Origin of the sequence: Siccirubricoccus soli (assembly GCF_024178315.1) — a bacterium.
GTDB lineage: Bacteria > Pseudomonadota > Alphaproteobacteria > Acetobacterales > Acetobacteraceae > Siccirubricoccus > Siccirubricoccus soli.
In genome coordinates this window covers 1-16,510 of the sequence record NZ_JAMZIK010000194.1, presented here as the reverse complement: position 1 = coordinate 16,510, position 16,510 = coordinate 1, and the positions used below count along the sequence as shown (strand labels likewise).

The window sequence follows — 16,510 nt, the reverse complement described above, 5'->3', positions numbered from 1 at the left end:
GCTGCCGGAAGGCGTCGAGATGGTGATGCCGGGCGACAACGTGACGATGGATGTCGAGCTGATCGCGCCGATCGCCATGGATGAGGGGCTCCGCTTCGCCATCCGCGAGGGCGGCCGCACCGTCGGCGCCGGCGTCGTCGCCCAGATCGTGAAGTAAGGCGCGGACCCGCACACCATGGACAGCCAGAATATCCGGATCCGCCTCAAGGCGTTCGATCACCGCGTGCTCGACGGCAGCACCCGGGAGATCGTCAACACTGCGAAGCGGACCGGCGCACGGGTGCGCGGGCCGATCCCGCTGCCGACCGAGATCGAGCGGTTCACCGTGAACCGCTCCCCGCATGTCGATAAGAAGAGCCGCGAGCAGTTCGAGATTCGGACGCATCGCCGGCTGCTTGATATCGTCGATCCCACGCCGCAGACCGTGGACGCGCTGATGAAGCTCGACCTCGCGGCCGGCGTGGACGTCGAGATCAAGCTCTGATCGCCCGGAGGAGTAGGGTATCATGTCCGCCAAGACCGGGCGCACCGGGCTGATCGCTAAGAAGCTGGGGATGACCCGCCTCTTCAATGAGGATGGCAGCACCGTGCCCGTCACCGTGCTCCACCTGGACGAGGTGCGGGTGATCGCGCGCCGTAGCGCCGACAAGGACGGCTACGATGCCGTGCAGCTCGGCATCGGCCGCGCCAAGCCGAAGAACGTCACCAAGGCCAATCGCGGCCACTTCGCCAAGGCCGGCGTCGAGGCGCCGAAGAAGCTGGTGGAGTTCCGCGTCGGTGCCGATGCGGCGCTCGATGCGGGCGCGAAGCTCTCTGCCGCGCATTTCGTGAAGGGCCAGAAGGTGGACGTCACCGGCGTCACCCAGGGCAAGGGCTTCGCGGGTGCAATGAAGCGTTGGAACTTCGCTGGTCTCGAGGCCTCCCACGGCGTCTCGATCAGCCACCGCTCGCACGGCTCCACCGGCAACCGCCAGGATCCGGGCAAGACCTTCAAGAACAAGAAGATGGCCGGCCACATGGGTGTGGAGCGCGTCACCACGCAGAACCTTGAGATCGCCGGAACCGACCCGGAGAAGGGGCTGCTGCTGGTGAAGGGCGCCGTGCCCGGTGCCAAGGGGGCCTACGTGCTGGTGCGCGACGCGGTGAAGCGGGCGCGCCATGCCGATGCGCCCTTCCCTGCGGCCGTCGCCTAAGGATTCATGACGATGCAGGTTCCGGTCATCACGCTGGATAACGGCTCGGCTGGCGAGATCGAGCTGCCGGAGGCGCTGTTCGCAGCGCAGCCGCGCGCCGATATCATGGCGCGCGTCGTGCACTGGCAGCTCGCCAAGCGGCGGGCTGGCACCCACAAAGTGAAGGGGATGGGCGAAGTCTCCGGCACCACCAAGAAGCCGTACCGGCAGAAGGGCACCGGCAATGCACGCCAGGGCTCGCTGCGGGCGCCGCAGTTCCGCACCGGCGGTGTGGTGCATGGCCCGGTCGTGCGCGACCATGGTTACTCGCTGAACAAGAAGGTCCGGCGTCTCGGCCTGATCTCGGCGCTCAGCCAGAAGGCGGCCGAGGGCAAGCTGGTGGTGTTGGAGGCTGCCTCCGTCGGCGCCGGCGCCAAGACCGCCGTGGTGGCGAAGCAGCTCAAGGCGCTCGGCTGGCGCAGCGCGTTGGTGGTGGATGCCGCGGTGGAGGAAGGCTTCGGCCGCGCCATCGGCAACCTGCCGCATATGCATGTGCTGCCGACCATCGGCGCCAACGTCTATGACATCCTGAACCATGAGGTGCTGGCCGTGACCCGCGCCGGCCTCGAGGCGCTGAAGGAGCGGCTGGCATGAGCGAGACCGCAAGGCCGCTGCTCTCCAGGGAGCAGCAGTACCAGACCATCATCGCGCCGCTGGTGACGGAGAAGGCGACCGCCCTTTCCGAGAAGAACCAAGTAGTCTTCCGCGTGCCCCTCTCGGCTACCAAGCCGGAGATCAAGGCGGCGGTCGAGGGCCTGTTCGGCGTGAAGGTGCTGGCGGTGAACACGCTGGTGGTGAAGGGCAAGACCAAGCGCTTCCGCGGCCGGCCCGGCCAGCGTTCGGACTGGAAAAAGGCGATGGTGCAGCTGGCCGAAGGCCAGAGCATCGACCTGACCACGGGGCTTGCGTGACGCCATGGCACTGAAGAGCTTCAATCCCGTCACGCCCAGTCTGCGCGGCACCATTCTGGTGAAGCGCAGCGAGCTGTGGAAGGGCGCGCCGGTGAAGGCCCTGACGGAGGGCAAGCACTCCTCCGGCGGGCGCAACAACCACGGCCGCACCACGGTCCGGTTCCGCGGCGGCGGACACAAGCAGACCTACCGCATCGTGGACTTCAAGCGCCGCGCGAAGTTCAACGTGCCGGCGACGGTCGAGCGGCTGGAATACGATCCGAACCGCACCGCCTGGATCGCCCTGCTGAAGTACCAGGATGGCGAGCTGGCCTATATCCTCGCACCGCAGCGGCTGAAGGCCGGCGACACGGTGGTGGCAGGCGACCGCGCGGATATCAAGCCGGGCAATGCGATGCCGCTCGGCGCGATCCCGGTCGGCACGATCATCCACAATGTGGAGCTGAAGCCAGGCGCTGGCGGCAAGATCGCGCGCGCGGCGGGCACCTATGTGCAGCTGGTCGGCAAGGATGCCGGCTATGCGCAGATCAAGCTGATGTCCGGCGAGCTGCGGGTGGTGCGGGCCGAGTGCATGGCCACCATCGGCGCGGTCTCCAACCCGGACAATTCCAATCAGCAGATCGGCAAGGCCGGTCGTTCCCGCTGGCTGGGCCGCCGCCCGCACAACCGCGGCGTGGTGATGAACCCGGTCGACCACCCGCATGGCGGTGGCGAGGGCCGCACCAGCGGCGGCCGTCATCCGGTCACCCCCTGGGGCAAGCCGACCAAGGGCGCGAAGACGCGCAACAACAAGCGGACCGACGGGCTTATCGTTCGGCGCCGCCACGCGACGAAGGGCTGAGCGCGATGCCGCGGAGCGTATGGAAGGGGCCGTTCGTGGACGGCTACCTGCTGAACAAGGCGGAGGCCGCCCGGGCTTCGACGCGGAACGAGATCATCAAGATCTGGTCGCGCCGCAGCACCATCCTGCCACAATTCGTGGGCCTCACCTTCGGCGTCTACAACGGGAAGAAGTTCATCCCGGTGCAGGTCTCCGAGAACATGGTCGGGCACAAATTCGGCGAGTTCTCGCCGACGCGGACCTTCACCGGCCATTCGGCCGACAAGAAGGCGAAGCGGGGCTGACATGAGCAAGCCGAAGCACGAGCGCAGCCTCGCCGAGACCGAGGCCCAGGCGGTGACGCGGAACATCCGCGTCTCTCCGCGCAAGCTGAACCTGGCGGCCGGGCTGATCCGCGGCCGCAAGGCGCAGGATGCGATCGCGACGCTGGCCTTCAGCAAGCGCCGCATCGCCCAGACGGTGAAGAAGACGCTGGAGAGCGCCATCGCCAACGCCGAGAACAACCACCAGCTGGACGTGGACCAGCTCGTGGTCTCGCGCGTCGAGGTGGGGCGCAGCCAGGTGATGAAGCGCTTCATGGCGCGGGGCCGTGGTCGCGCCGCCCGGGTGGAGAAGTGGTTCAGCCACCTCACCATCGTGGTGGCGGAGCAGCAGGCCGCGCCGGCGGCAGAGCGGGAGGCCGCGTAATATGGGTCACAAGGTCAATCCGGTCGGCTTCCGGCTCGGCATCAACCGCACCTGGGACAGCCGCTGGTTCGCGGATACGGATTATTCCAAGCTGCTGCACGAGGACCTGAAGCTGCGTGACACGCTGCGCACCCGCCTGAAGGGCGCGGGCGTGAGCCGCGTGGTGATCGAGCGCCCGGCGAAGAAGCCTCGCGTCACCATCCATGCCGCACGGCCTGGCGTGGTGATCGGCAAGAAGGGCGCCGATATCGAGAATCTGCGCAAGGACATGGCCCGCCTGGCCGGCGCCGAAGTGGCGCTGAACATCGTGGAGATCCGGAAGCCTGAGATCGATGCGACGCTGGTGGCCGAGAACATCGCGCAGCAGCTGGAGCGCCGCGTGGCCTTCCGCCGCGCGATGAAGCGCGCCGTGCAGTCCGCCATGCGTCTCGGCGCGGGCGGCATCCGGATCAACTGCTCCGGCCGGCTCGGCGGCGCCGAGATCGCGCGCATGGAGTGGTACCGCGAGGGGCGCGTGCCGCTGCACACGCTGCGCGCGGATATCGATTTCGGCGTGGCGACGGCGAAGACGACCTACGGCACCTGCGGCGTGAAGGTCTGGATCTTCAAGGGTGAGATCCTGGCGCATGATCCGCTGGCGCAGGACAAGCGCGCCGCCGAGCAGGCGCCGCAGCGCTGAGGATTTGGAATCATGCTGCAGCCTAAGCGCACGAAATTCCGCAAGGCCCATAAGGGCCGCATCAAGGGCGTCGCCAAGGGCGGCTTCACGCTGTCCTTCGGTGGCTTCGGCCTGAAGGCGCTGGAGCCGGAGCGGGTGACCGCCCGGCAGATCGAGGCGGCACGCCGCGCGATCACCCGCGCCATGAAGCGTCAGGGTCGCGTCTGGATCCGCATCTTCCCGGATGTGCCGGTCTCGACCAAGCCGGCCGAGGTCCGCATGGGCTCCGGCAAGGGCGCGCCGGAGTACTGGGTGGCGCGGATCAAGCCGGGCCGCGTGATGTTCGAGATCGACGGCGTCTCCACCGAGACGGCGCGGGAAGCGCTCACCCTCGGCGCCGCCAAGCTGCCGATCCGTACCAAGATCGTCGCCCGCCTCGGCGGGGAGGCCTGAAGGTCATGACCAAGATCGCCGATATCCGCGCGAAGACGCCGGACGAGCTGCAGACCCAGCTCCTCGATCTGCGGAAGGAGCAGTTCAACCTGCGCTTCCAGCGGGCCACCGGCCAGCTCGAGGCCACGGGCCGCATCAAGGCGGTGCGGCGCGACATCGCCCGCATCAAATTCGTCCTGCACGAGCGGAAGCGCTCGGCAGCTTCTCAACCCAAGGCTTAAGGGGAGACCGGCGGCGATGCCGAAGCGCGTCCTCACGGGCCGGGTGGTCAGCGACAAGATGGACAAGACGGTCACCGTTCTTGTCGAGCGTCGCGTGATGCATCCGCTCTACAAGAAGTTCATCAAGCGCTCGAAGAAGTATGCGGCGCATGACGAGGCCAACCTGTGCAAGGAAGGCGATGTCGTGCAGATCGAGGAATGCCCGCCGATCTCGAAGCGCAAGGCCTGGACCGTGGTCCAGCGGAACGGTGCGCCGATTGCCGCGCCGGCTGAGGCGGTGGCGTCGTGATCCATCCGGAAAGCAACCTCGACGTCGCCGACAATTCCGGCGCGCGCCGCGTCCAGTGCATCAAGGTGCTGGGCGGCTCGAAGCGGAAGACGGCCTCGGTGGGCGACGTCATCGTCGTCTCCGTGAAGGAGGCGATTCCGCGCGCCAAGGTGAAGAAGGGCGAGGTGCACCGCGCCGTCATCGTCCGCACCGCCTATCCGGTGCGGCGCATCGACGGCACGGCGATCCGCTTCGACAACAACGCGGCCGTGCTGATCAACAAGCAGGGCGAGCCGATCGGCACCCGCATCTTCGGGCCGGTGGTGCGCGAGCTGCGGGCGCGGAAGTACATGAAGATCATCTCGCTGGCGCCGGAGGTCCTGTAGGCCATGGCCGCGAAGATCAAGAAGGGCGACACGGTCGAGGTGCTGACCGGGCGCGACAAGGGCAAGCGTGGCGAAGTGCTGGCGGTGCGTCCGGATGAGGAACGCGCGCTGGTGCAGGGCGTGAACATCGTGAAGCGCCACCAGAAGCCCACCGGCATGAACCAGCCGGGCGGCATCGTGGAGAAGGAGGCGGCGATCCACCTCTCCAACCTGGCGCTGATCGATCCGAAGACCGGCAAGGCCACCCGCGTCGGCTTCCGCATCCTGGAGGATGGCCGGAAGGTGCGCGTGGCGAGGCCCTCCGGCGAGGTGCTTGACGCATGAGCGATTCGAAGAAGGGCGGCCCGAAGGGCGCTGCCAAGAAGCCCGCCGAGGGTGGGCGCGAGGAAGGCCGCAGCGGCGGGACGCAGATCGCGGCGGCGGCCGGCAAGGCCGCGGCGTCGCCGGCCGAGAAGCCGCGCCTGGCCACCTACTACGCCGATGTGGTGCGGGCCGAGCTGGTGAAGGAATTCGGGTACAAGAACCCGATGGAAGTGCCGAAGCTCGAGAAGATCGTCATCAACATGGGCGTCGGCGAGGCGGCGGGCGACCAGAAGAAGCTCGACGCGGCGGTGGCGGACCTGACGGCGATCTCCGGCCAGAAGCCGGTGCGGACCAAGGCGAAGAAGGCGATCGCCGGCTTCAAGATCCGCGCCGGCCAGCAGATCGGCTGCAAGGTCACGCTGCGCAAGGCGCGGATGTACGAGTTCCTCGACCGGCTCGTCACCATCGCGCTGCCGCGGGTGCGGGACTTCCGTGGCATTCCGGGCAACCGGGGCTTCGACGGCCGTGGCAACTACGCCATGGGGCTGAAGGAGCAGATCGTCTTCCCCGAGATCAACTACGACCGGGTGGACACGGTGCGCGGGATGGACATCCAGTTCGTCACCACGGCGAAGACCGACAAGGAAGCCAAGGCGCTGCTCAAGGCGTTCCAGCTTCCCTTCCAGAATTGATCTTGGAAAACCGCCCGGCCTGCCGGGCAGGTTCCGGAGGATAGAACCGTATGGCCAAGACTTCGGCAGTCGAGAAGAACAAGCGGCGCGAGCGGCTTTCCAAGCTGCATGGCGAAAAGCGCGCTGCGCTGAAGGCGCTGGTGATGGATCGCACCCTGCCGGTCGAGGACCGGTTTGACGCGACGCTGAAGCTCGCCCAGCTGCCGCGCAACGGCGCCAAGGTGCGCGTGCGCCTGCGCTGCGAGCTGACCGGCCGCCCGCGCGGCAATTACCGCAAGTTCAAGCTCAGCCGGAACATGCTGCGGGAGCTGGCCAATAATGGCCAGATCCCCGGCGTGACCAAGGCGAGCTGGTAAGGGGGCGCGCATGTCGCTGTCCGATCCGCTCGGGGATCTCCTCACCCGTATCCGCAATGCCCAGGCCGCGCGGCAGAGCCGCTGCGTCGCCCCGGCCTCGCGCCTGCGCACCGACGTGCTCGAAGTGCTGAAGCGGGAAGGCTACATCCGCGCCTGGCGCGTGGAGGAGCTGCGTCCCGGTGTCCGCAACATCGAGATCGAGCTGAAGTATTCCGAGGGCGAGCCGGCCATCAAGGAGATCACCCGCATCTCCAAGCCGGGCCGCCGGGTCTACTCCAAGATCAAGGAGCTGCCGAAGTTCTACAACGGGCTCGGCATCTCCATCCTCTCCACCCCGCGCGGGGTGATGAGCGATAACGAGGCCCGCGCTGCCAATGTCGGCGGCGAAGTCCTCTGCCGCGTGTTCTGAGGGAGGGAGAGAGCATGTCGCGCGTCGGCAAATATCCCGTCCCGGTGCCCGCTGGCGTCCAGGTGGCGCTGCAGGGCCGGACCGTGGTGGCCAAGGGCAAGCTGGGCGAGCTGAAGCTCGACCTGACCGATGAGGTGGATGTGGAGATCGCGGACAATCAGGTGGCGGTGAAGCCGCGCCGGGACGACCGCCGCTCTCGCACCATGTGGGGCACCACCCGCAGCCTCATCAACGGCATGTGCATCGGCGTCTCCTCGGGCTTCACCAAGTCCATGGAGATCACCGGCACGGGCTACCGCGCCGCGGTGCAGGGCAAGGAGCTGGTGCTGAACCTCGGCTACAGCCACGAGATCCGCTACCCGATCCCGGCCGGCATCACCATCGTCTGCGAACGGCCGACGGCGGTGAAGGTCAGCGGGGCGGACAAGCAGGTGGTCGGCCAGGTGGCGGCCGAGATCCGCGCCTATCGCGGCCCCGAGCCCTACAAGGGCAAGGGCGTCCGCTACGACAACGAGCAGATCCTCCGGAAGGAGGGTAAGAAGAAGTAATGGCGAACAAGCTCGATCTGCAGGGGCGTCGGCGCTCCCGGCTGCGCTACCAGCTCAGGATGAAGTCGGGCGGGCGGCCGCGTCTTTCGGTCTTCCGCTCCGGCAAGCATATCTACGCGCAGGTCATCGACGATGCGCAGGGCCGGACTCTCGCCTCCGCCTCCTCCCTCGAGAAGGAGCTGCGCGAGAGCCTGAAGACCGGCGCGGACAAGAACGCGGCGAGCGTGGTGGGCAAGCGGCTGGCGGAACGCGCCTTGGCCGCCGGCATCAGCCTCGTGGTGTTCGACCGCGGGCCCTATCTCTACCACGGCCGGGTGAAAGCCCTGGCGGACGCCGCCCGTGAGGGCGGTCTGTCCTTCTGAGGATCGCACAGATGGCACGTACCCCCCATGGCGGTGGCGGCGAGCATGGTGGCGACGGTGAGCGTCGCGGCCGTGGGCGCCGTGGTGACCGGGACCGCGAGAACCGGCAGGAGCGGCAGGAAGGCGACGAGCTGAAGGACAAGCTCGTCACCATCAACCGCGTGGCGAAGGTGGTGAAGGGCGGCCGTCGCTTCAGCTTCGCGGCCCTGGTCGTCGTTGGCGACCAGAAGGGCCGGGTCGGCTGGGGCGCGGGCAAGGCGCGCGAGGTGCCGGAAGCCATCCGCAAGGCGACCGAGCAGGCCAAGCGCACCATGATCCGCGTTCCGATGCGGGAAGGCCGGACGCTGCACCATGACGTCATCGGCGAGTTCGGCGCCGGCCAGGTGACGCTGCGCGCGGCCCCGGCCGGCACCGGCATCATTGCCGGCGGCCCGATGCGCGCGGTGTTCGAGACGCTGGGCATGGGCGACGTCGTCGCCAAGTGCACCGGCTCGACCAACCCGCACAACATGATCAAGGCGACCTTCGCGGCGCTGCAGCGCACCACCTCCCCCCGGGCGGTGGCGGCGCGGCGCGGCAAGAAGGTCTCCGACCTGCTCGGCCCGCGCAAGGACCAGGCGGCCGAGGCCCCGGCGGCGGAGGCGACCAATGTCTGAGCAGAAGCCCACCGTGAAGGTGACGCAGATCGGCTCCCCCATCGGCCGCAAGCCCGGCCAGCGGGAGACGCTGATCGGCCTCGGCCTGAACAAGCTGCACCGGTCGCGGGAGCTGGAGGATACTCCTGCGGTCCGTGGCATGATCCGCAAGGTGGCCCATCTGGTGAAGGTGGGCTGAGGACCTGGCCATGAAACTCAACGAACTGCGCGACAATCCGGGCGCGCGCTACAAGGCCAAGCGCCTTGGCCGGGGCATCGGCTCCGGCAAGGGCAAGACCTCCGGCAAGGGCGTGAAGGGCCAGAAGGCCCGCGAGGGCGTGGCGCTGAACGGGTTCGAGGGCGGTCAGCTCCCGATCTACCGCCGCCTGCCGAAGCGGGGCTTCGTCAACCCGTTCCGCAAGGAATACGCGCCGCTGAACCTGGCGACGCTGGAGAAGGCGATCGAGAGCGGCAAGCTGCAGGCCGGCGCCACGCTGGACGAGGCGGCGCTGCAGGCGGCCGGGCTGGTGCGGACCGGCAGCAAGCTGGCGGGCATCCGCCTGCTGGCCAAGGGCAGCCTCAGCAAGCCGCTGACCCTGACCGTCTCCGGCGCCTCCGCCGCGGCCATCGCGGCGGTGCAGGCGGCGGGCGGCAGCGTGACCGTCACCGCCCAGGCGGCGGAAGCGGCCCCGGCCGAGGCGTGACGCTTGCCGCCCGGCAGGGCGGCAGCTACCTAATCAGCGTGCGTGGCAGCGGCGCCACGGCCGGGGGATCTTCCCCCGGACGGTGGCGCCGCTTCCGTGAGGAGGGTTTCGGGTCCATGGCCTCCGCCGCCGAACAGCTTGCGGCCAATCTCAATCTCGGCGTCCTGTCCAAGGCCACCGAGCTCAAGAAGCGCATCTGGTTCACCCTCGGCGCGCTCATCGTGTATCGCATCGGCACCTATGTGCCGGTGCCGGGCATCGATGCCGCGGTGATGGGCGAGCTGCTGGCGCAACATGGCGGCGGCATCCTCGGCATGTTCGACATGTTCACCGGCGGCGCCCTGGGGCGCATGACGGTGTTCGCGCTGAACATCATGCCCTACATCTCCGCCTCCATCATCGTCCAGCTCATGACGGCGGCGGTGCCGAGCCTCGAGGCCCTGAAGAAGGAGGGCGAGGCCGGGCGGAAGAAGCTGAACCAGTATACCCGCTATCTCACCGTCCTCATCGCCGTCTTCCAGGCCTGGGGCATTGCCGTGGGGCTGGAGGGGATGCGGGGCAGTTTCGGTCCGGCGGTGCACGACCCCGGCTGGTTCTTCCGCCTCTCCTGCGTCATCACCCTGGTCGGCGGGACCATGTTCCTGATGTGGCTGGGCGAGCAGATTACTGCGCGCGGGGTCGGCAACGGCATCTCGCTCATCATCTTCGCCGGCATCGTGGCCAACCTGCCGCATGCGCTGGTGGCGACGCTGGAGCTCGGCCGCACCGGCGCGCTCTCCACCGTGTTCATCATCATTTTCCTGGCCATCGCCCTTGGCGTCATTGCGCTGGTGGTGTTCATGGAACGGGCGCAGCGCCGCATTCCGGTGCAGTATCCGAAGCGCCAGGTGGGCAACCGGATGTTCGGCGGGGAGAGCACCCACCTGCCGCTGAAGCTGAACACCGCCGGCGTCATCCCGCCGATCTTCGCCTCCTCCCTGCTGCTGCTGCCGGCGACCATCGCCGGCTTCTCCGGCGACCCGAACGGGGAGGGGTGGCTGACCACCGTCACCAACCTGCTGGCGCATGGGCAGCCCCTCTACATGGCGCTCTATGTGGCGCTGATCATCTTCTTCGCCTTCTTCTACACGGCCGTGGTGTTCAACCCGGTGGAGACGGCGGATAACCTGAAGAAGTATGGCGGCTTCGTCCCCGGCATCCGGCCCGGCCAGAACACCGCCGACTACTTCGACCGCGTGCTGACCCGGCTGACCGCGATTGGCGCCCTCTATCTCTGCCTGGTCTGCCTGCTGCCGGAGCTGCTGATCAGCCATTACGGCGTGCCCTTCTATTTCGGCGGCACCTCACTGCTCATCATCGTCTCCGTTACGATGGACACGGTGGCCCAGGTGCAGTCGCACCTCTTTGCCCATCAGTATGAGGGGCTGATCCGGAAATCGCGTCTCGGCGGCCGCGGCGCGCCGCGACCCCGGTAGCGGCCGCAAGGGGAGAGACGCATGAAGCTGATCCTTCTGGGACCGCCGGGTGCCGGCAAGGGGACTCAGGCCAAGCGGCTGGAGGAGCGCTACGGGCTGCGCCAGATCTCCACCGGCGACATGCTGCGGGCCGAGGTGAAGTCCGGCAGCGAGATCGGGCTGCAGGCCAAGGCCATCATGGAGCGCGGCGAGCTGGTGCCGGACGCCATCATCATCGCCATGCTGGCCGCCCGGGTGGCCCAGCCCGATGTGGCGGCGGGCTTCATCCTGGACGGCTTCCCCCGCACCGTGCCGCAGGCCGAGGCGCTGGACCTGATGCTGCGGGAGAAATCCATGCCGCTCGACCACGTGATCGAGCTGCAGGTGGACGACGCGGCGCTGGTCGAACGGATCTCCGGCCGTTTCACCTGCGCCAAATGCGGCGAAGGCTATCACGACCGCTTCAAGCAGCCGGCCAAGCCGGGGGTCTGCGATGTCTGCGGCAGCCTGGAGTTCAGCCGCCGGGCGGATGACAAGGCGGAGACGGTGGCGGCGCGGCTGGAGGCCTATCACCGCCAGACCGCCCCGCTGCTGCCTTACTACGCCGCGAAGGGCATCCTCCGTGTCGTGGACGGCATGGCTGAGATGGCGGAGGTCGGACGGCAGATCGAGGCGATCCTCGGCCCGCCGCCGGCCAGGGCCTAGCCGGATGTTTCAGGGCTTGACGCGAGGGGGGCGGCCGTTATAGTCCGCGCCTCCCGTGGACCGGGCACCCCCTTGCCGGGCTGCCCGTCCGCGCGTGCAGCCGTTTCAACGCTGGCCCCGTCCCTTTGCGCCCCGGCGGCGCGGGTGTCCGGTGACCAGGAAGGGTGGGGCCGCAAGGCGCCGGCAGCAAGGCCGGGGCAGGGTGGCCCAGGGTTTCGTCAGGGCGCTTCTCGGGCCGGCTTCAGGGCTGTCCCGGGGGCGGAAGCAGGGGCCGGGGCCCCAGGAGCTAAGCAGTGGCGCGCATCGCCGGTGTCAACATTCCCACGAACAAGCGGGTGCCGATCTCGCTGCGTTACATCTACGGCATCGGGCCGAAGAACGCGCTCGACATCTGCAAGGCGCTGAACATCCCGGAAGAACGCCGGGTCAACCAGCTGACGGATGAGGAGATCCTCCGCATCCGCGAGCTGATCGACCGCGAGTACCGGGTGGAAGGCGACCTCCGCCGCGAAGTGGCGATGAACATCAAGCGGCTGATGGACATGGCCTGCTACCGCGGCCTGCGCCACCGCCGCGGCCTGCCTGTGCGCGGCCAGCGCACCCACACCAATGCCCGCACCCGCAAGGGCAAGGCGGTGGCGATTGCCGGCAAGAAGAAGGTGACGAAGTAGGATGGCCCGCGAACCCCGCGGCGGCGCCCGCGCCCCCCGCAAGAAGGAACGGAAGAACATCTCTTCCGGCGTGGCGCATGTCCTCGCCTCCTTCAACAACACCATCGTCACCATCACGGACGCCCAGGGCAATGCCATTGCCTGGTCGTCCTCCGGCAGCCAGGGCTTCAAGGGCAGCCGGAAGTCCACCCCTTATGCCGCTCAGGTCGCCGCGGAAGACGCCGGGCGCAAGGCGCGCGAGCATGGGATGGAGACGCTCGAGATCATGGTGAGCGGTCCCGGCTCGGGCCGCGAGTCGGCGCTGCGCGCGCTGCAGGCGGTGGGCTTCTACGTCACCGCCATCCGTGACGTGACGCCCATTCCGCACAATGGCTGCCGCCCCCGGAAGCGCCGCCGCGTCTGAGACGCGTTGCCGCGGCCGCGCCTGACGCGCGGCCCGCGACGCGCCGGCATCGGCGCAGCTTCGGGGCGAGAGGAGATAGGACGTGATCGAGAGGAATTGGCGGTCGCTGATTCGCCCGGAGAAGCTGGGCGTCGAGGTCGGGGCGGACCCCGAGCGCGTGGCGACCATCGTGGCCGAGCCGCTGGAGCGTGGCTTCGGCATGACGCTGGGCAATGCGCTGCGCCGCGTGCTGCTGTCCTCGCTGCAGGGCGCGGCCGTGACCGCCATCCGCATCGACGGCGTGCTGCATGAGTTCAGCAGCATCCAGGGCGTGCGGGAGGATGTGACCGACCTCGTCCTCAACGTGAAGCAGCTCGCCATCCGGATGCAGGGGGAAGGGCCGAAGCGCCTCGCCCTCACCGCCACCGGCCCGGGCGAGGTGACCGCCGGGCAGATCCAGACCACGGGCGATATCGAGATCGCCAACCCGGATCTCGTCATCTGCACCCTCGATGACGGTGCGAAGCTCTCCATGGAGCTCACCGTCGGGACCGGCAAGGGCTATGTGCCCGCAGCGATGAACCGGCCCGAGGATGCGCCGATCGGCCTCATCCCCGTGGACGCCATCTATTCCCCGGTGCGCCGCGTGGCCTACCGCGTGGAGCCGACCCGCGTCGGCCAGGTGACCGACTACGACAAGCTGGTGATGAACGTCGAGACCGACGGCACCGTGGCGCCGGAGGATGCGGTGGCGCTCGCCGCCCGCATCCTGCAGGACCAGCTGCAGCTCTTCATCAACTTCGACGAGCCGCGCGAGCGCAAGGTGGAGGAGGAGCGGGACGACCTGCCCTTCAACCGCAACCTGCTCCGCAAGGTGGACGAGCTCGAGCTCTCCGTCCGCTCGGCGAACTGCCTGAAGAACGACAACATCGTCTATATCGGCGATCTGGTGCAGAAGACCGAGCAGGAAATGCTCCGCACGCCGAATTTCGGCCGCAAGTCGCTGAACGAGATCAAGGAGGTTCTCGCCTCCATGGGGCTCGGCCTCGGCATGACGGTCACCGGCTGGCCGCCGGAGAACATCGAAGACCTGGCGAAGAAGCTGGAAGAGCCTTTCTGAGCACGGCACCCTAGGGACAGAGAACAATGCGTCACGGAATTGCCGGCCGGAAGCTCGGCGTCACCTCCACCCATCGGCTCGCCATGTTCCGCAACATGGCGACCAGCCTGCTGAAGCACGAGCAGATCACCACCACCCTGCCCAAGGCGAAGGAGCTGCGCCCCTATGTGGAGCGCATCATCACCCTGGGTAAGCGCGGCGGTCTGCATGCGCGGCGTCAGGCCTATGCCCAGCTCATGGACGAGAAGGTGGTGGAGAAGCTCTTCACCACCATCGCCGAGCGCTACAAGGCGCGGCCGGGCGGCTATACCCGCGTGCTGAAGGCCGGCATCCGCTACGGCGATGCCGCCGACATGGCGGTGATCGAGCTGGTGGAACGCGATGTCTCCGCGAAGGGCCAGGACAGCGGCCCGAAGCCGGCGGCGACGACCGAAGAGGGCGAGCAGCCGCAGGGCTGAGCCACGCCGCTCGGATCAGGATGGCGAAGAGGCGGCGGGGCAACCTGCCGCCTTTTTCTTGGCGGGGCGGCGGCCGGTGTCGGTCGCTTCACGGCAACCCGTCGCCACGCTGGCCGTCGCTGCGGCAGGCCGGGCGACGCAACCGGCGGCCCAGCCGCCACAGGGCTGCAGCGGCTTCCAGCGAATGCCCTGGAGCGGTCCCAACCGACGGGGCGAGGCACGTCCATCAGGCCGGAGACAGCCCCCCCGGCAGGCTGCGGGCGATGATCACCTCGCCATGCGGCAGCTCCGGCAGGGCGGCGGTGGCCACCGGCTCCAGCCGCGCCTCGGCACCCAGCCACCAGAAGCGGAAGCCCATCTCTTCCAGCCAGAAGATCATGGCCCCGAGGTCGCTGCGCGCCGCCATCATCGGCGCCGACCATTCGGTGACGATGACCAGCTCCGGGCTCTCCCGCAGCAGGGTCGCGGCGCCGCGCAGCACCTGCGGCTCCGTGCCCTCCGCGTCCATGCGCAGCAGGTCGAGGGGGCCGCGGCGCTGCAGCGCCTCGTCCAGCGTCACTGCTTTCACGCTCACCCGGCGGGAATAGTTGGTCCCCTCCCCAAGCACGGCCAGGTGGCCGCTGCCGATATGCTCGGGGTCGGAGGTGAACTCCACCATCCCGGCCGTATCCAGCGCCGCTTCGGGATGCAGTGTCACCCGCGGGGCGAAGCCGTTCACCGCGATGGTGGCGCGCAACAGGGGCAGGACGACGGGGTTGGCCTCGAAGGCATGGATATGCCCCGCAGCGCCGATCGCCTCTGCCATGGCCAGGGTGTGGTAGCCCATGTTGGAACCGACCTCGACGGCCTTCGCCCCCGGCCGCAGCAGCCGGCCGAGCAGCATCTCCACCTCCCGCTCCCACACGCCGTCGAGCGCGATATGCGGCGTCATGCCGATGTCGTTGGTATCGAGGAAGATCTTGTGGCCGCGATGGGTGACGGTCAGCGCCCGGTGGTCGCCGAGATAGCAATAGGTCTCCCGCCTTCGGGCGGGGACGGCCGGTGGCACATGCGGCTCGGAGCGGCTGAGCCAGCGCAGCATGGTGTTGCTCATGGCGGGAGTTTTTCCCGTGTCGGGAGGTGGTCGCAATGCCGGGGTAGCGGCAGAGGCTTACGGAAGCGTTAGGGCCGGGGCCTGCCGCCCGGGAAGACCTTGTTGGCACTCCTTGGGCCCTTAGGCCGCCGCTGCGCGGCGCCATGGCGGCCCCGGCTTGTGGTTTCCATGGCCAAGCCGCGGCAGGCGCCGTCGGCCGGGGACGGCCCGGCGCCGCCCGCGCCTGCGGCGGCCGAACCGGCCGCCGCACCGCCTCGCGCCGGGCTCACTCCAGCCGGATCCCCGCCTCCTGCACCAGCCGGCCCATCGTCACCCGCCCTTCCGCCACGTAGCGGGCGAAAACCTCCGGGCTGCTGCCCACCGGCACGGCGCCGATCTGGGAGAGGCGTTGCCGCACCCCCGCATCGGCTAGCGCCTCCACCAGCGCCGCATGCACCGCCTGCACGATCTCCTGCGGCAGCCCGCCGGGGCCGAACAGCGCCACCCATTCATTGGAATCGAAGCCGGGGAAGCCGCTCTCCGCCAGGGTCGGCACGTCCGGCCGGCTCGGCACCCGCTGCAGGGTGGAGACGGCCAGGAAGCGCGCCCGGCCGCTATCCACCACCGGCCCGGCGCTGACGGTGGTGATGAAGGCGGCATCCACCACCCCCGCCGCCAGGTCCCGCGCCGCATCGGCGCCGCCGCGATAGGGGGCGTGCACCACCTCGATCCCCGCCCGCCGGGCGAAATCCACCAGGCCCAGATGCCCGGCCGTGGCATTGCCCTGTGTCGCCACGCTGATGCTGCCCGGCTTCGCCTTGGCCGCGGCGATGAACTCGGCGACGCTCCGCGCGGGGAAATCCGCCTTCACCGCCAGCACGCCGGGGAAGGTCACCACCTGGGAGATCGGGGTGAAGCTGGCATAGTCGAAGGGCAGGCCCTTCATCAGGCTCGGGTTCACCAGATGGGAGGAGGCATCCCA

General features: G+C 68.6%; 30 protein-coding genes. 28 read left to right on the top strand and 2 right to left on the bottom strand.

The features are described from left to right. The 28 genes from NJ376_RS25385 to rplQ form a co-directional block, all read left to right on the top strand. On the top strand, window positions 1–157 hold a 157-nt coding region (locus tag NJ376_RS25385), incomplete at its 5' end, for an EF-Tu C-terminal domain-related protein (RefSeq protein WP_456309890.1). 18 nt (window positions 158–175) lie between these two features. Further along, on the top strand, window positions 176–484 hold the full coding sequence (gene rpsJ, locus NJ376_RS25380) for a 30S ribosomal protein S10 (protein WP_007004401.1): 309 nt from the start codon (window positions 176–178) through the stop codon (window positions 482–484). 22 nt (window positions 485–506) lie between these two features. Next, entirely contained in the window at window positions 507–1,193 is a 687-nt protein-coding gene (gene rplC, locus NJ376_RS25375; RefSeq protein WP_252956133.1) for a 50S ribosomal protein L3, read from the top strand. A gap of 12 nt (window positions 1,194–1,205) precedes the next feature. Continuing rightward, window positions 1,206–1,826 (top strand): 50S ribosomal protein L4, encoded by a 621-nt coding sequence (rplD, locus tag NJ376_RS25370; protein ID WP_252956132.1) that lies wholly within the window; start codon window positions 1,206–1,208, stop codon window positions 1,824–1,826. Beyond that, entirely contained in the window at window positions 1,823–2,143 is a 321-nt protein-coding gene (locus NJ376_RS25365; protein ID WP_252956131.1) for a 50S ribosomal protein L23, read from the top strand. The genes rplD and NJ376_RS25365 overlap by 4 nt, the downstream gene beginning before the upstream one ends. 4 nt (window positions 2,144–2,147) lie before the next feature. Continuing rightward, window positions 2,148–2,984 carry a 50S ribosomal protein L2 gene (gene rplB, locus NJ376_RS25360; protein ID WP_252956130.1) on the top strand — a complete coding sequence of 279 codons (837 nt, stop codon included), beginning with the start codon at window positions 2,148–2,150 and terminating at the stop codon, window positions 2,982–2,984. Window positions 2,985–2,989: 5 nt separating this feature from the next. Next, on the top strand, window positions 2,990–3,268 hold the full coding sequence (gene rpsS, locus NJ376_RS25355) for a 30S ribosomal protein S19 (protein WP_252956129.1): 279 nt from the start codon (window positions 2,990–2,992) through the stop codon (window positions 3,266–3,268). Between the two features lies 1 nt (window position 3,269). Continuing rightward, window positions 3,270–3,671 carry a 50S ribosomal protein L22 gene (gene rplV, locus NJ376_RS25350; RefSeq protein ID WP_252956128.1) on the top strand — a complete coding sequence of 134 codons (402 nt, stop codon included), beginning with the start codon at window positions 3,270–3,272 and terminating at the stop codon, window positions 3,669–3,671. A 1-nt stretch (window position 3,672) separates the two neighbouring features. Further along, window positions 3,673–4,350, top strand: coding sequence for a 30S ribosomal protein S3 (gene rpsC / locus NJ376_RS25345; protein ID WP_252956127.1), 678 nt, complete (start codon window positions 3,673–3,675; stop codon window positions 4,348–4,350). Window positions 4,351–4,362: 12 nt separating this feature from the next. Further along, the gene (rplP, locus tag NJ376_RS25340; RefSeq protein WP_252956126.1) at window positions 4,363–4,782 is read left to right on the top strand and encodes a 50S ribosomal protein L16; all 420 of its coding nucleotides are present in this window, start codon (window positions 4,363–4,365) and stop codon (window positions 4,780–4,782) included. A gap of 5 nt (window positions 4,783–4,787) precedes the next feature. Continuing rightward, on the top strand, window positions 4,788–5,003 hold the full coding sequence (rpmC, locus tag NJ376_RS25335) for a 50S ribosomal protein L29 (RefSeq protein WP_252956125.1): 216 nt from the start codon (window positions 4,788–4,790) through the stop codon (window positions 5,001–5,003). Window positions 5,004–5,019: 16 nt separating this feature from the next. Next, the gene (gene rpsQ / locus NJ376_RS25330) at window positions 5,020–5,292 is read left to right on the top strand and encodes a 30S ribosomal protein S17 (RefSeq protein ID WP_252956123.1); all 273 of its coding nucleotides are present in this window, start codon (window positions 5,020–5,022) and stop codon (window positions 5,290–5,292) included. Continuing rightward, the gene (gene rplN / locus NJ376_RS25325) at window positions 5,289–5,657 is read left to right on the top strand and encodes a 50S ribosomal protein L14 (RefSeq protein WP_252956120.1); all 369 of its coding nucleotides are present in this window, start codon (window positions 5,289–5,291) and stop codon (window positions 5,655–5,657) included. Before rpsQ ends, rplN begins: the two co-directional genes overlap by 4 nt. A gap of 3 nt (window positions 5,658–5,660) precedes the next feature. Continuing rightward, window positions 5,661–5,981, top strand: a complete 321-nt coding sequence (gene rplX, locus NJ376_RS25320; protein ID WP_252956118.1) for a 50S ribosomal protein L24 — start codon at window positions 5,661–5,663, stop codon at window positions 5,979–5,981. Next, window positions 5,978–6,652 (top strand): 50S ribosomal protein L5, encoded by a 675-nt coding sequence (gene rplE, locus NJ376_RS25315; RefSeq protein WP_252956116.1) that lies wholly within the window; start codon window positions 5,978–5,980, stop codon window positions 6,650–6,652. Before rplX ends, rplE begins: the two co-directional genes overlap by 4 nt. A 50-nt stretch (window positions 6,653–6,702) precedes the next feature. Further along, complete coding sequence (rpsN, locus tag NJ376_RS25310; protein WP_252956115.1) at window positions 6,703–7,008, top strand: 30S ribosomal protein S14; 306 nt, start codon at window positions 6,703–6,705, stop codon at window positions 7,006–7,008. Between the two features lie 10 nt (window positions 7,009–7,018). Then, window positions 7,019–7,417: a 30S ribosomal protein S8 gene (gene rpsH, locus NJ376_RS25305; protein WP_252956113.1), complete on the top strand. Its 399-nt coding sequence runs from the start codon at window positions 7,019–7,021 to the stop codon at window positions 7,415–7,417. Between the two features lie 14 nt (window positions 7,418–7,431). Then, window positions 7,432–7,965: a 50S ribosomal protein L6 gene (gene rplF, locus NJ376_RS25300; protein WP_149536175.1), complete on the top strand. Its 534-nt coding sequence runs from the start codon at window positions 7,432–7,434 to the stop codon at window positions 7,963–7,965. Continuing rightward, window positions 7,965–8,327 carry a 50S ribosomal protein L18 gene (gene rplR, locus NJ376_RS25295; protein WP_256476587.1) on the top strand — a complete coding sequence of 121 codons (363 nt, stop codon included), beginning with the start codon at window positions 7,965–7,967 and terminating at the stop codon, window positions 8,325–8,327. The genes rplF and rplR overlap by 1 nt, the downstream gene beginning before the upstream one ends. Window positions 8,328–8,338: 11 nt before the next feature. Continuing rightward, window positions 8,339–8,983 (top strand): 30S ribosomal protein S5, encoded by a 645-nt coding sequence (rpsE, locus tag NJ376_RS25290; RefSeq protein ID WP_252956111.1) that lies wholly within the window; start codon window positions 8,339–8,341, stop codon window positions 8,981–8,983. Continuing rightward, entirely contained in the window at window positions 8,976–9,161 is a 186-nt protein-coding gene (gene rpmD / locus NJ376_RS25285) for a 50S ribosomal protein L30 (protein ID WP_252956108.1), read from the top strand. Before rpsE ends, rpmD begins: the two co-directional genes overlap by 8 nt. A 10-nt stretch (window positions 9,162–9,171) precedes the next feature. After that, a complete protein-coding gene (gene rplO, locus NJ376_RS25280; protein ID WP_252956106.1) occupies window positions 9,172–9,666 on the top strand; it encodes a 50S ribosomal protein L15 in 495 nt (164 codons plus the stop codon). Window positions 9,667–9,782: 116 nt separating this feature from the next. Next, entirely contained in the window at window positions 9,783–11,141 is a 1,359-nt protein-coding gene (secY, locus tag NJ376_RS25275; protein WP_252956104.1) for a preprotein translocase subunit SecY, read from the top strand. A 21-nt stretch (window positions 11,142–11,162) separates the two neighbouring features. Beyond that, window positions 11,163–11,825, top strand: a complete 663-nt coding sequence (locus NJ376_RS25270; protein WP_252956102.1) for an adenylate kinase — start codon at window positions 11,163–11,165, stop codon at window positions 11,823–11,825. A gap of 293 nt (window positions 11,826–12,118) precedes the next feature. Continuing rightward, on the top strand, window positions 12,119–12,496 hold the full coding sequence (gene rpsM / locus NJ376_RS25265) for a 30S ribosomal protein S13 (protein ID WP_252956100.1): 378 nt from the start codon (window positions 12,119–12,121) through the stop codon (window positions 12,494–12,496). A gap of 1 nt (window position 12,497) precedes the next feature. Then, window positions 12,498–12,899 carry a 30S ribosomal protein S11 gene (gene rpsK, locus NJ376_RS25260; RefSeq protein ID WP_149536183.1) on the top strand — a complete coding sequence of 134 codons (402 nt, stop codon included), beginning with the start codon at window positions 12,498–12,500 and terminating at the stop codon, window positions 12,897–12,899. A gap of 82 nt (window positions 12,900–12,981) precedes the next feature. After that, window positions 12,982–13,998 carry a DNA-directed RNA polymerase subunit alpha gene (locus tag NJ376_RS25255; protein ID WP_252956098.1) on the top strand — a complete coding sequence of 339 codons (1,017 nt, stop codon included), beginning with the start codon at window positions 12,982–12,984 and terminating at the stop codon, window positions 13,996–13,998. Window positions 13,999–14,024: 26 nt separating this feature from the next. Further along, window positions 14,025–14,456, top strand: a complete 432-nt coding sequence (gene rplQ / locus NJ376_RS25250) for a 50S ribosomal protein L17 (RefSeq protein WP_252956096.1) — start codon at window positions 14,025–14,027, stop codon at window positions 14,454–14,456. A gap of 226 nt (window positions 14,457–14,682) precedes the next feature. On the opposite strand, the gene NJ376_RS25245 is transcribed toward rplQ, so the two are convergent. Beyond that, a complete protein-coding gene (locus tag NJ376_RS25245; RefSeq protein ID WP_252956095.1) occupies window positions 14,683–15,549 on the bottom strand; it encodes an FkbM family methyltransferase in 867 nt (288 codons plus the stop codon). Window positions 15,550–15,814: 265 nt separating this feature from the next. Then, window positions 15,815–16,510, bottom strand: a 696-nt coding sequence (locus NJ376_RS25240) for a Bug family tripartite tricarboxylate transporter substrate binding protein (RefSeq protein ID WP_252956093.1), incomplete at its 5' end; no start/stop codon positions are given.

What these genes read in the sequence shown, in the direction of transcription:
- rplD (WP_252956132.1), top strand. Translation starts at nt 1,206, where the DNA reads ATGCAGGTTCCGGTCATCACGCTGGATAACGGCTCGGCTGGCGAGATC.
- rpsE (WP_252956111.1), top strand. Translation starts at nt 8,339, where the DNA reads ATGGCACGTACCCCCCATGGCGGTGGCGGCGAGCATGGTGGCGACGGT.
- rplO (WP_252956106.1), top strand. Translation starts at nt 9,172, where the DNA reads ATGAAACTCAACGAACTGCGCGACAATCCGGGCGCGCGCTACAAGGCC.
- rpsN (WP_252956115.1), top strand. Translation starts at nt 6,703, where the DNA reads ATGGCCAAGACTTCGGCAGTCGAGAAGAACAAGCGGCGCGAGCGGCTT.
- rpsS (WP_252956129.1), top strand. Translation starts at nt 2,990, where the DNA reads ATGCCGCGGAGCGTATGGAAGGGGCCGTTCGTGGACGGCTACCTGCTG.
- rplX (WP_252956118.1), top strand. Translation starts at nt 5,661, where the DNA reads ATGGCCGCGAAGATCAAGAAGGGCGACACGGTCGAGGTGCTGACCGGG.
- rpsH (WP_252956113.1), top strand. Translation starts at nt 7,019, where the DNA reads ATGTCGCTGTCCGATCCGCTCGGGGATCTCCTCACCCGTATCCGCAAT.
- rpsK (WP_149536183.1), top strand. Translation starts at nt 12,498, where the DNA reads ATGGCCCGCGAACCCCGCGGCGGCGCCCGCGCCCCCCGCAAGAAGGAA.
- rplQ (WP_252956096.1), top strand. Translation starts at nt 14,025, where the DNA reads ATGCGTCACGGAATTGCCGGCCGGAAGCTCGGCGTCACCTCCACCCAT.
- rplF (WP_149536175.1), top strand. Translation starts at nt 7,432, where the DNA reads ATGTCGCGCGTCGGCAAATATCCCGTCCCGGTGCCCGCTGGCGTCCAG.
- NJ376_RS25270 (WP_252956102.1), top strand. Translation starts at nt 11,163, where the DNA reads ATGAAGCTGATCCTTCTGGGACCGCCGGGTGCCGGCAAGGGGACTCAG.
- rplR (WP_256476587.1), top strand. Translation starts at nt 7,965, where the DNA reads ATGGCGAACAAGCTCGATCTGCAGGGGCGTCGGCGCTCCCGGCTGCGC.
- secY (WP_252956104.1), top strand. Translation starts at nt 9,783, where the DNA reads ATGGCCTCCGCCGCCGAACAGCTTGCGGCCAATCTCAATCTCGGCGTC.
- rpsJ (WP_007004401.1), top strand. Translation starts at nt 176, where the DNA reads ATGGACAGCCAGAATATCCGGATCCGCCTCAAGGCGTTCGATCACCGC.
- rpsQ (WP_252956123.1), top strand. Translation starts at nt 5,020, where the DNA reads ATGCCGAAGCGCGTCCTCACGGGCCGGGTGGTCAGCGACAAGATGGAC.
- rplP (WP_252956126.1), top strand. Translation starts at nt 4,363, where the DNA reads ATGCTGCAGCCTAAGCGCACGAAATTCCGCAAGGCCCATAAGGGCCGC.
- rplC (WP_252956133.1), top strand. Translation starts at nt 507, where the DNA reads ATGTCCGCCAAGACCGGGCGCACCGGGCTGATCGCTAAGAAGCTGGGG.
- NJ376_RS25245 (WP_252956095.1), bottom strand. Translation starts at nt 15,549, where the DNA reads ATGAGCAACACCATGCTGCGCTGGCTCAGCCGCTCCGAGCCGCATGTG.
- rpsC (WP_252956127.1), top strand. Translation starts at nt 3,673, where the DNA reads ATGGGTCACAAGGTCAATCCGGTCGGCTTCCGGCTCGGCATCAACCGC.
- rplB (WP_252956130.1), top strand. Translation starts at nt 2,148, where the DNA reads ATGGCACTGAAGAGCTTCAATCCCGTCACGCCCAGTCTGCGCGGCACC.
- rplV (WP_252956128.1), top strand. Translation starts at nt 3,270, where the DNA reads ATGAGCAAGCCGAAGCACGAGCGCAGCCTCGCCGAGACCGAGGCCCAG.
- NJ376_RS25365 (WP_252956131.1), top strand. Translation starts at nt 1,823, where the DNA reads ATGAGCGAGACCGCAAGGCCGCTGCTCTCCAGGGAGCAGCAGTACCAG.
- rpmC (WP_252956125.1), top strand. Translation starts at nt 4,788, where the DNA reads ATGACCAAGATCGCCGATATCCGCGCGAAGACGCCGGACGAGCTGCAG.
- rplE (WP_252956116.1), top strand. Translation starts at nt 5,978, where the DNA reads ATGAGCGATTCGAAGAAGGGCGGCCCGAAGGGCGCTGCCAAGAAGCCC.
- rpmD (WP_252956108.1), top strand. Translation starts at nt 8,976, where the DNA reads ATGTCTGAGCAGAAGCCCACCGTGAAGGTGACGCAGATCGGCTCCCCC.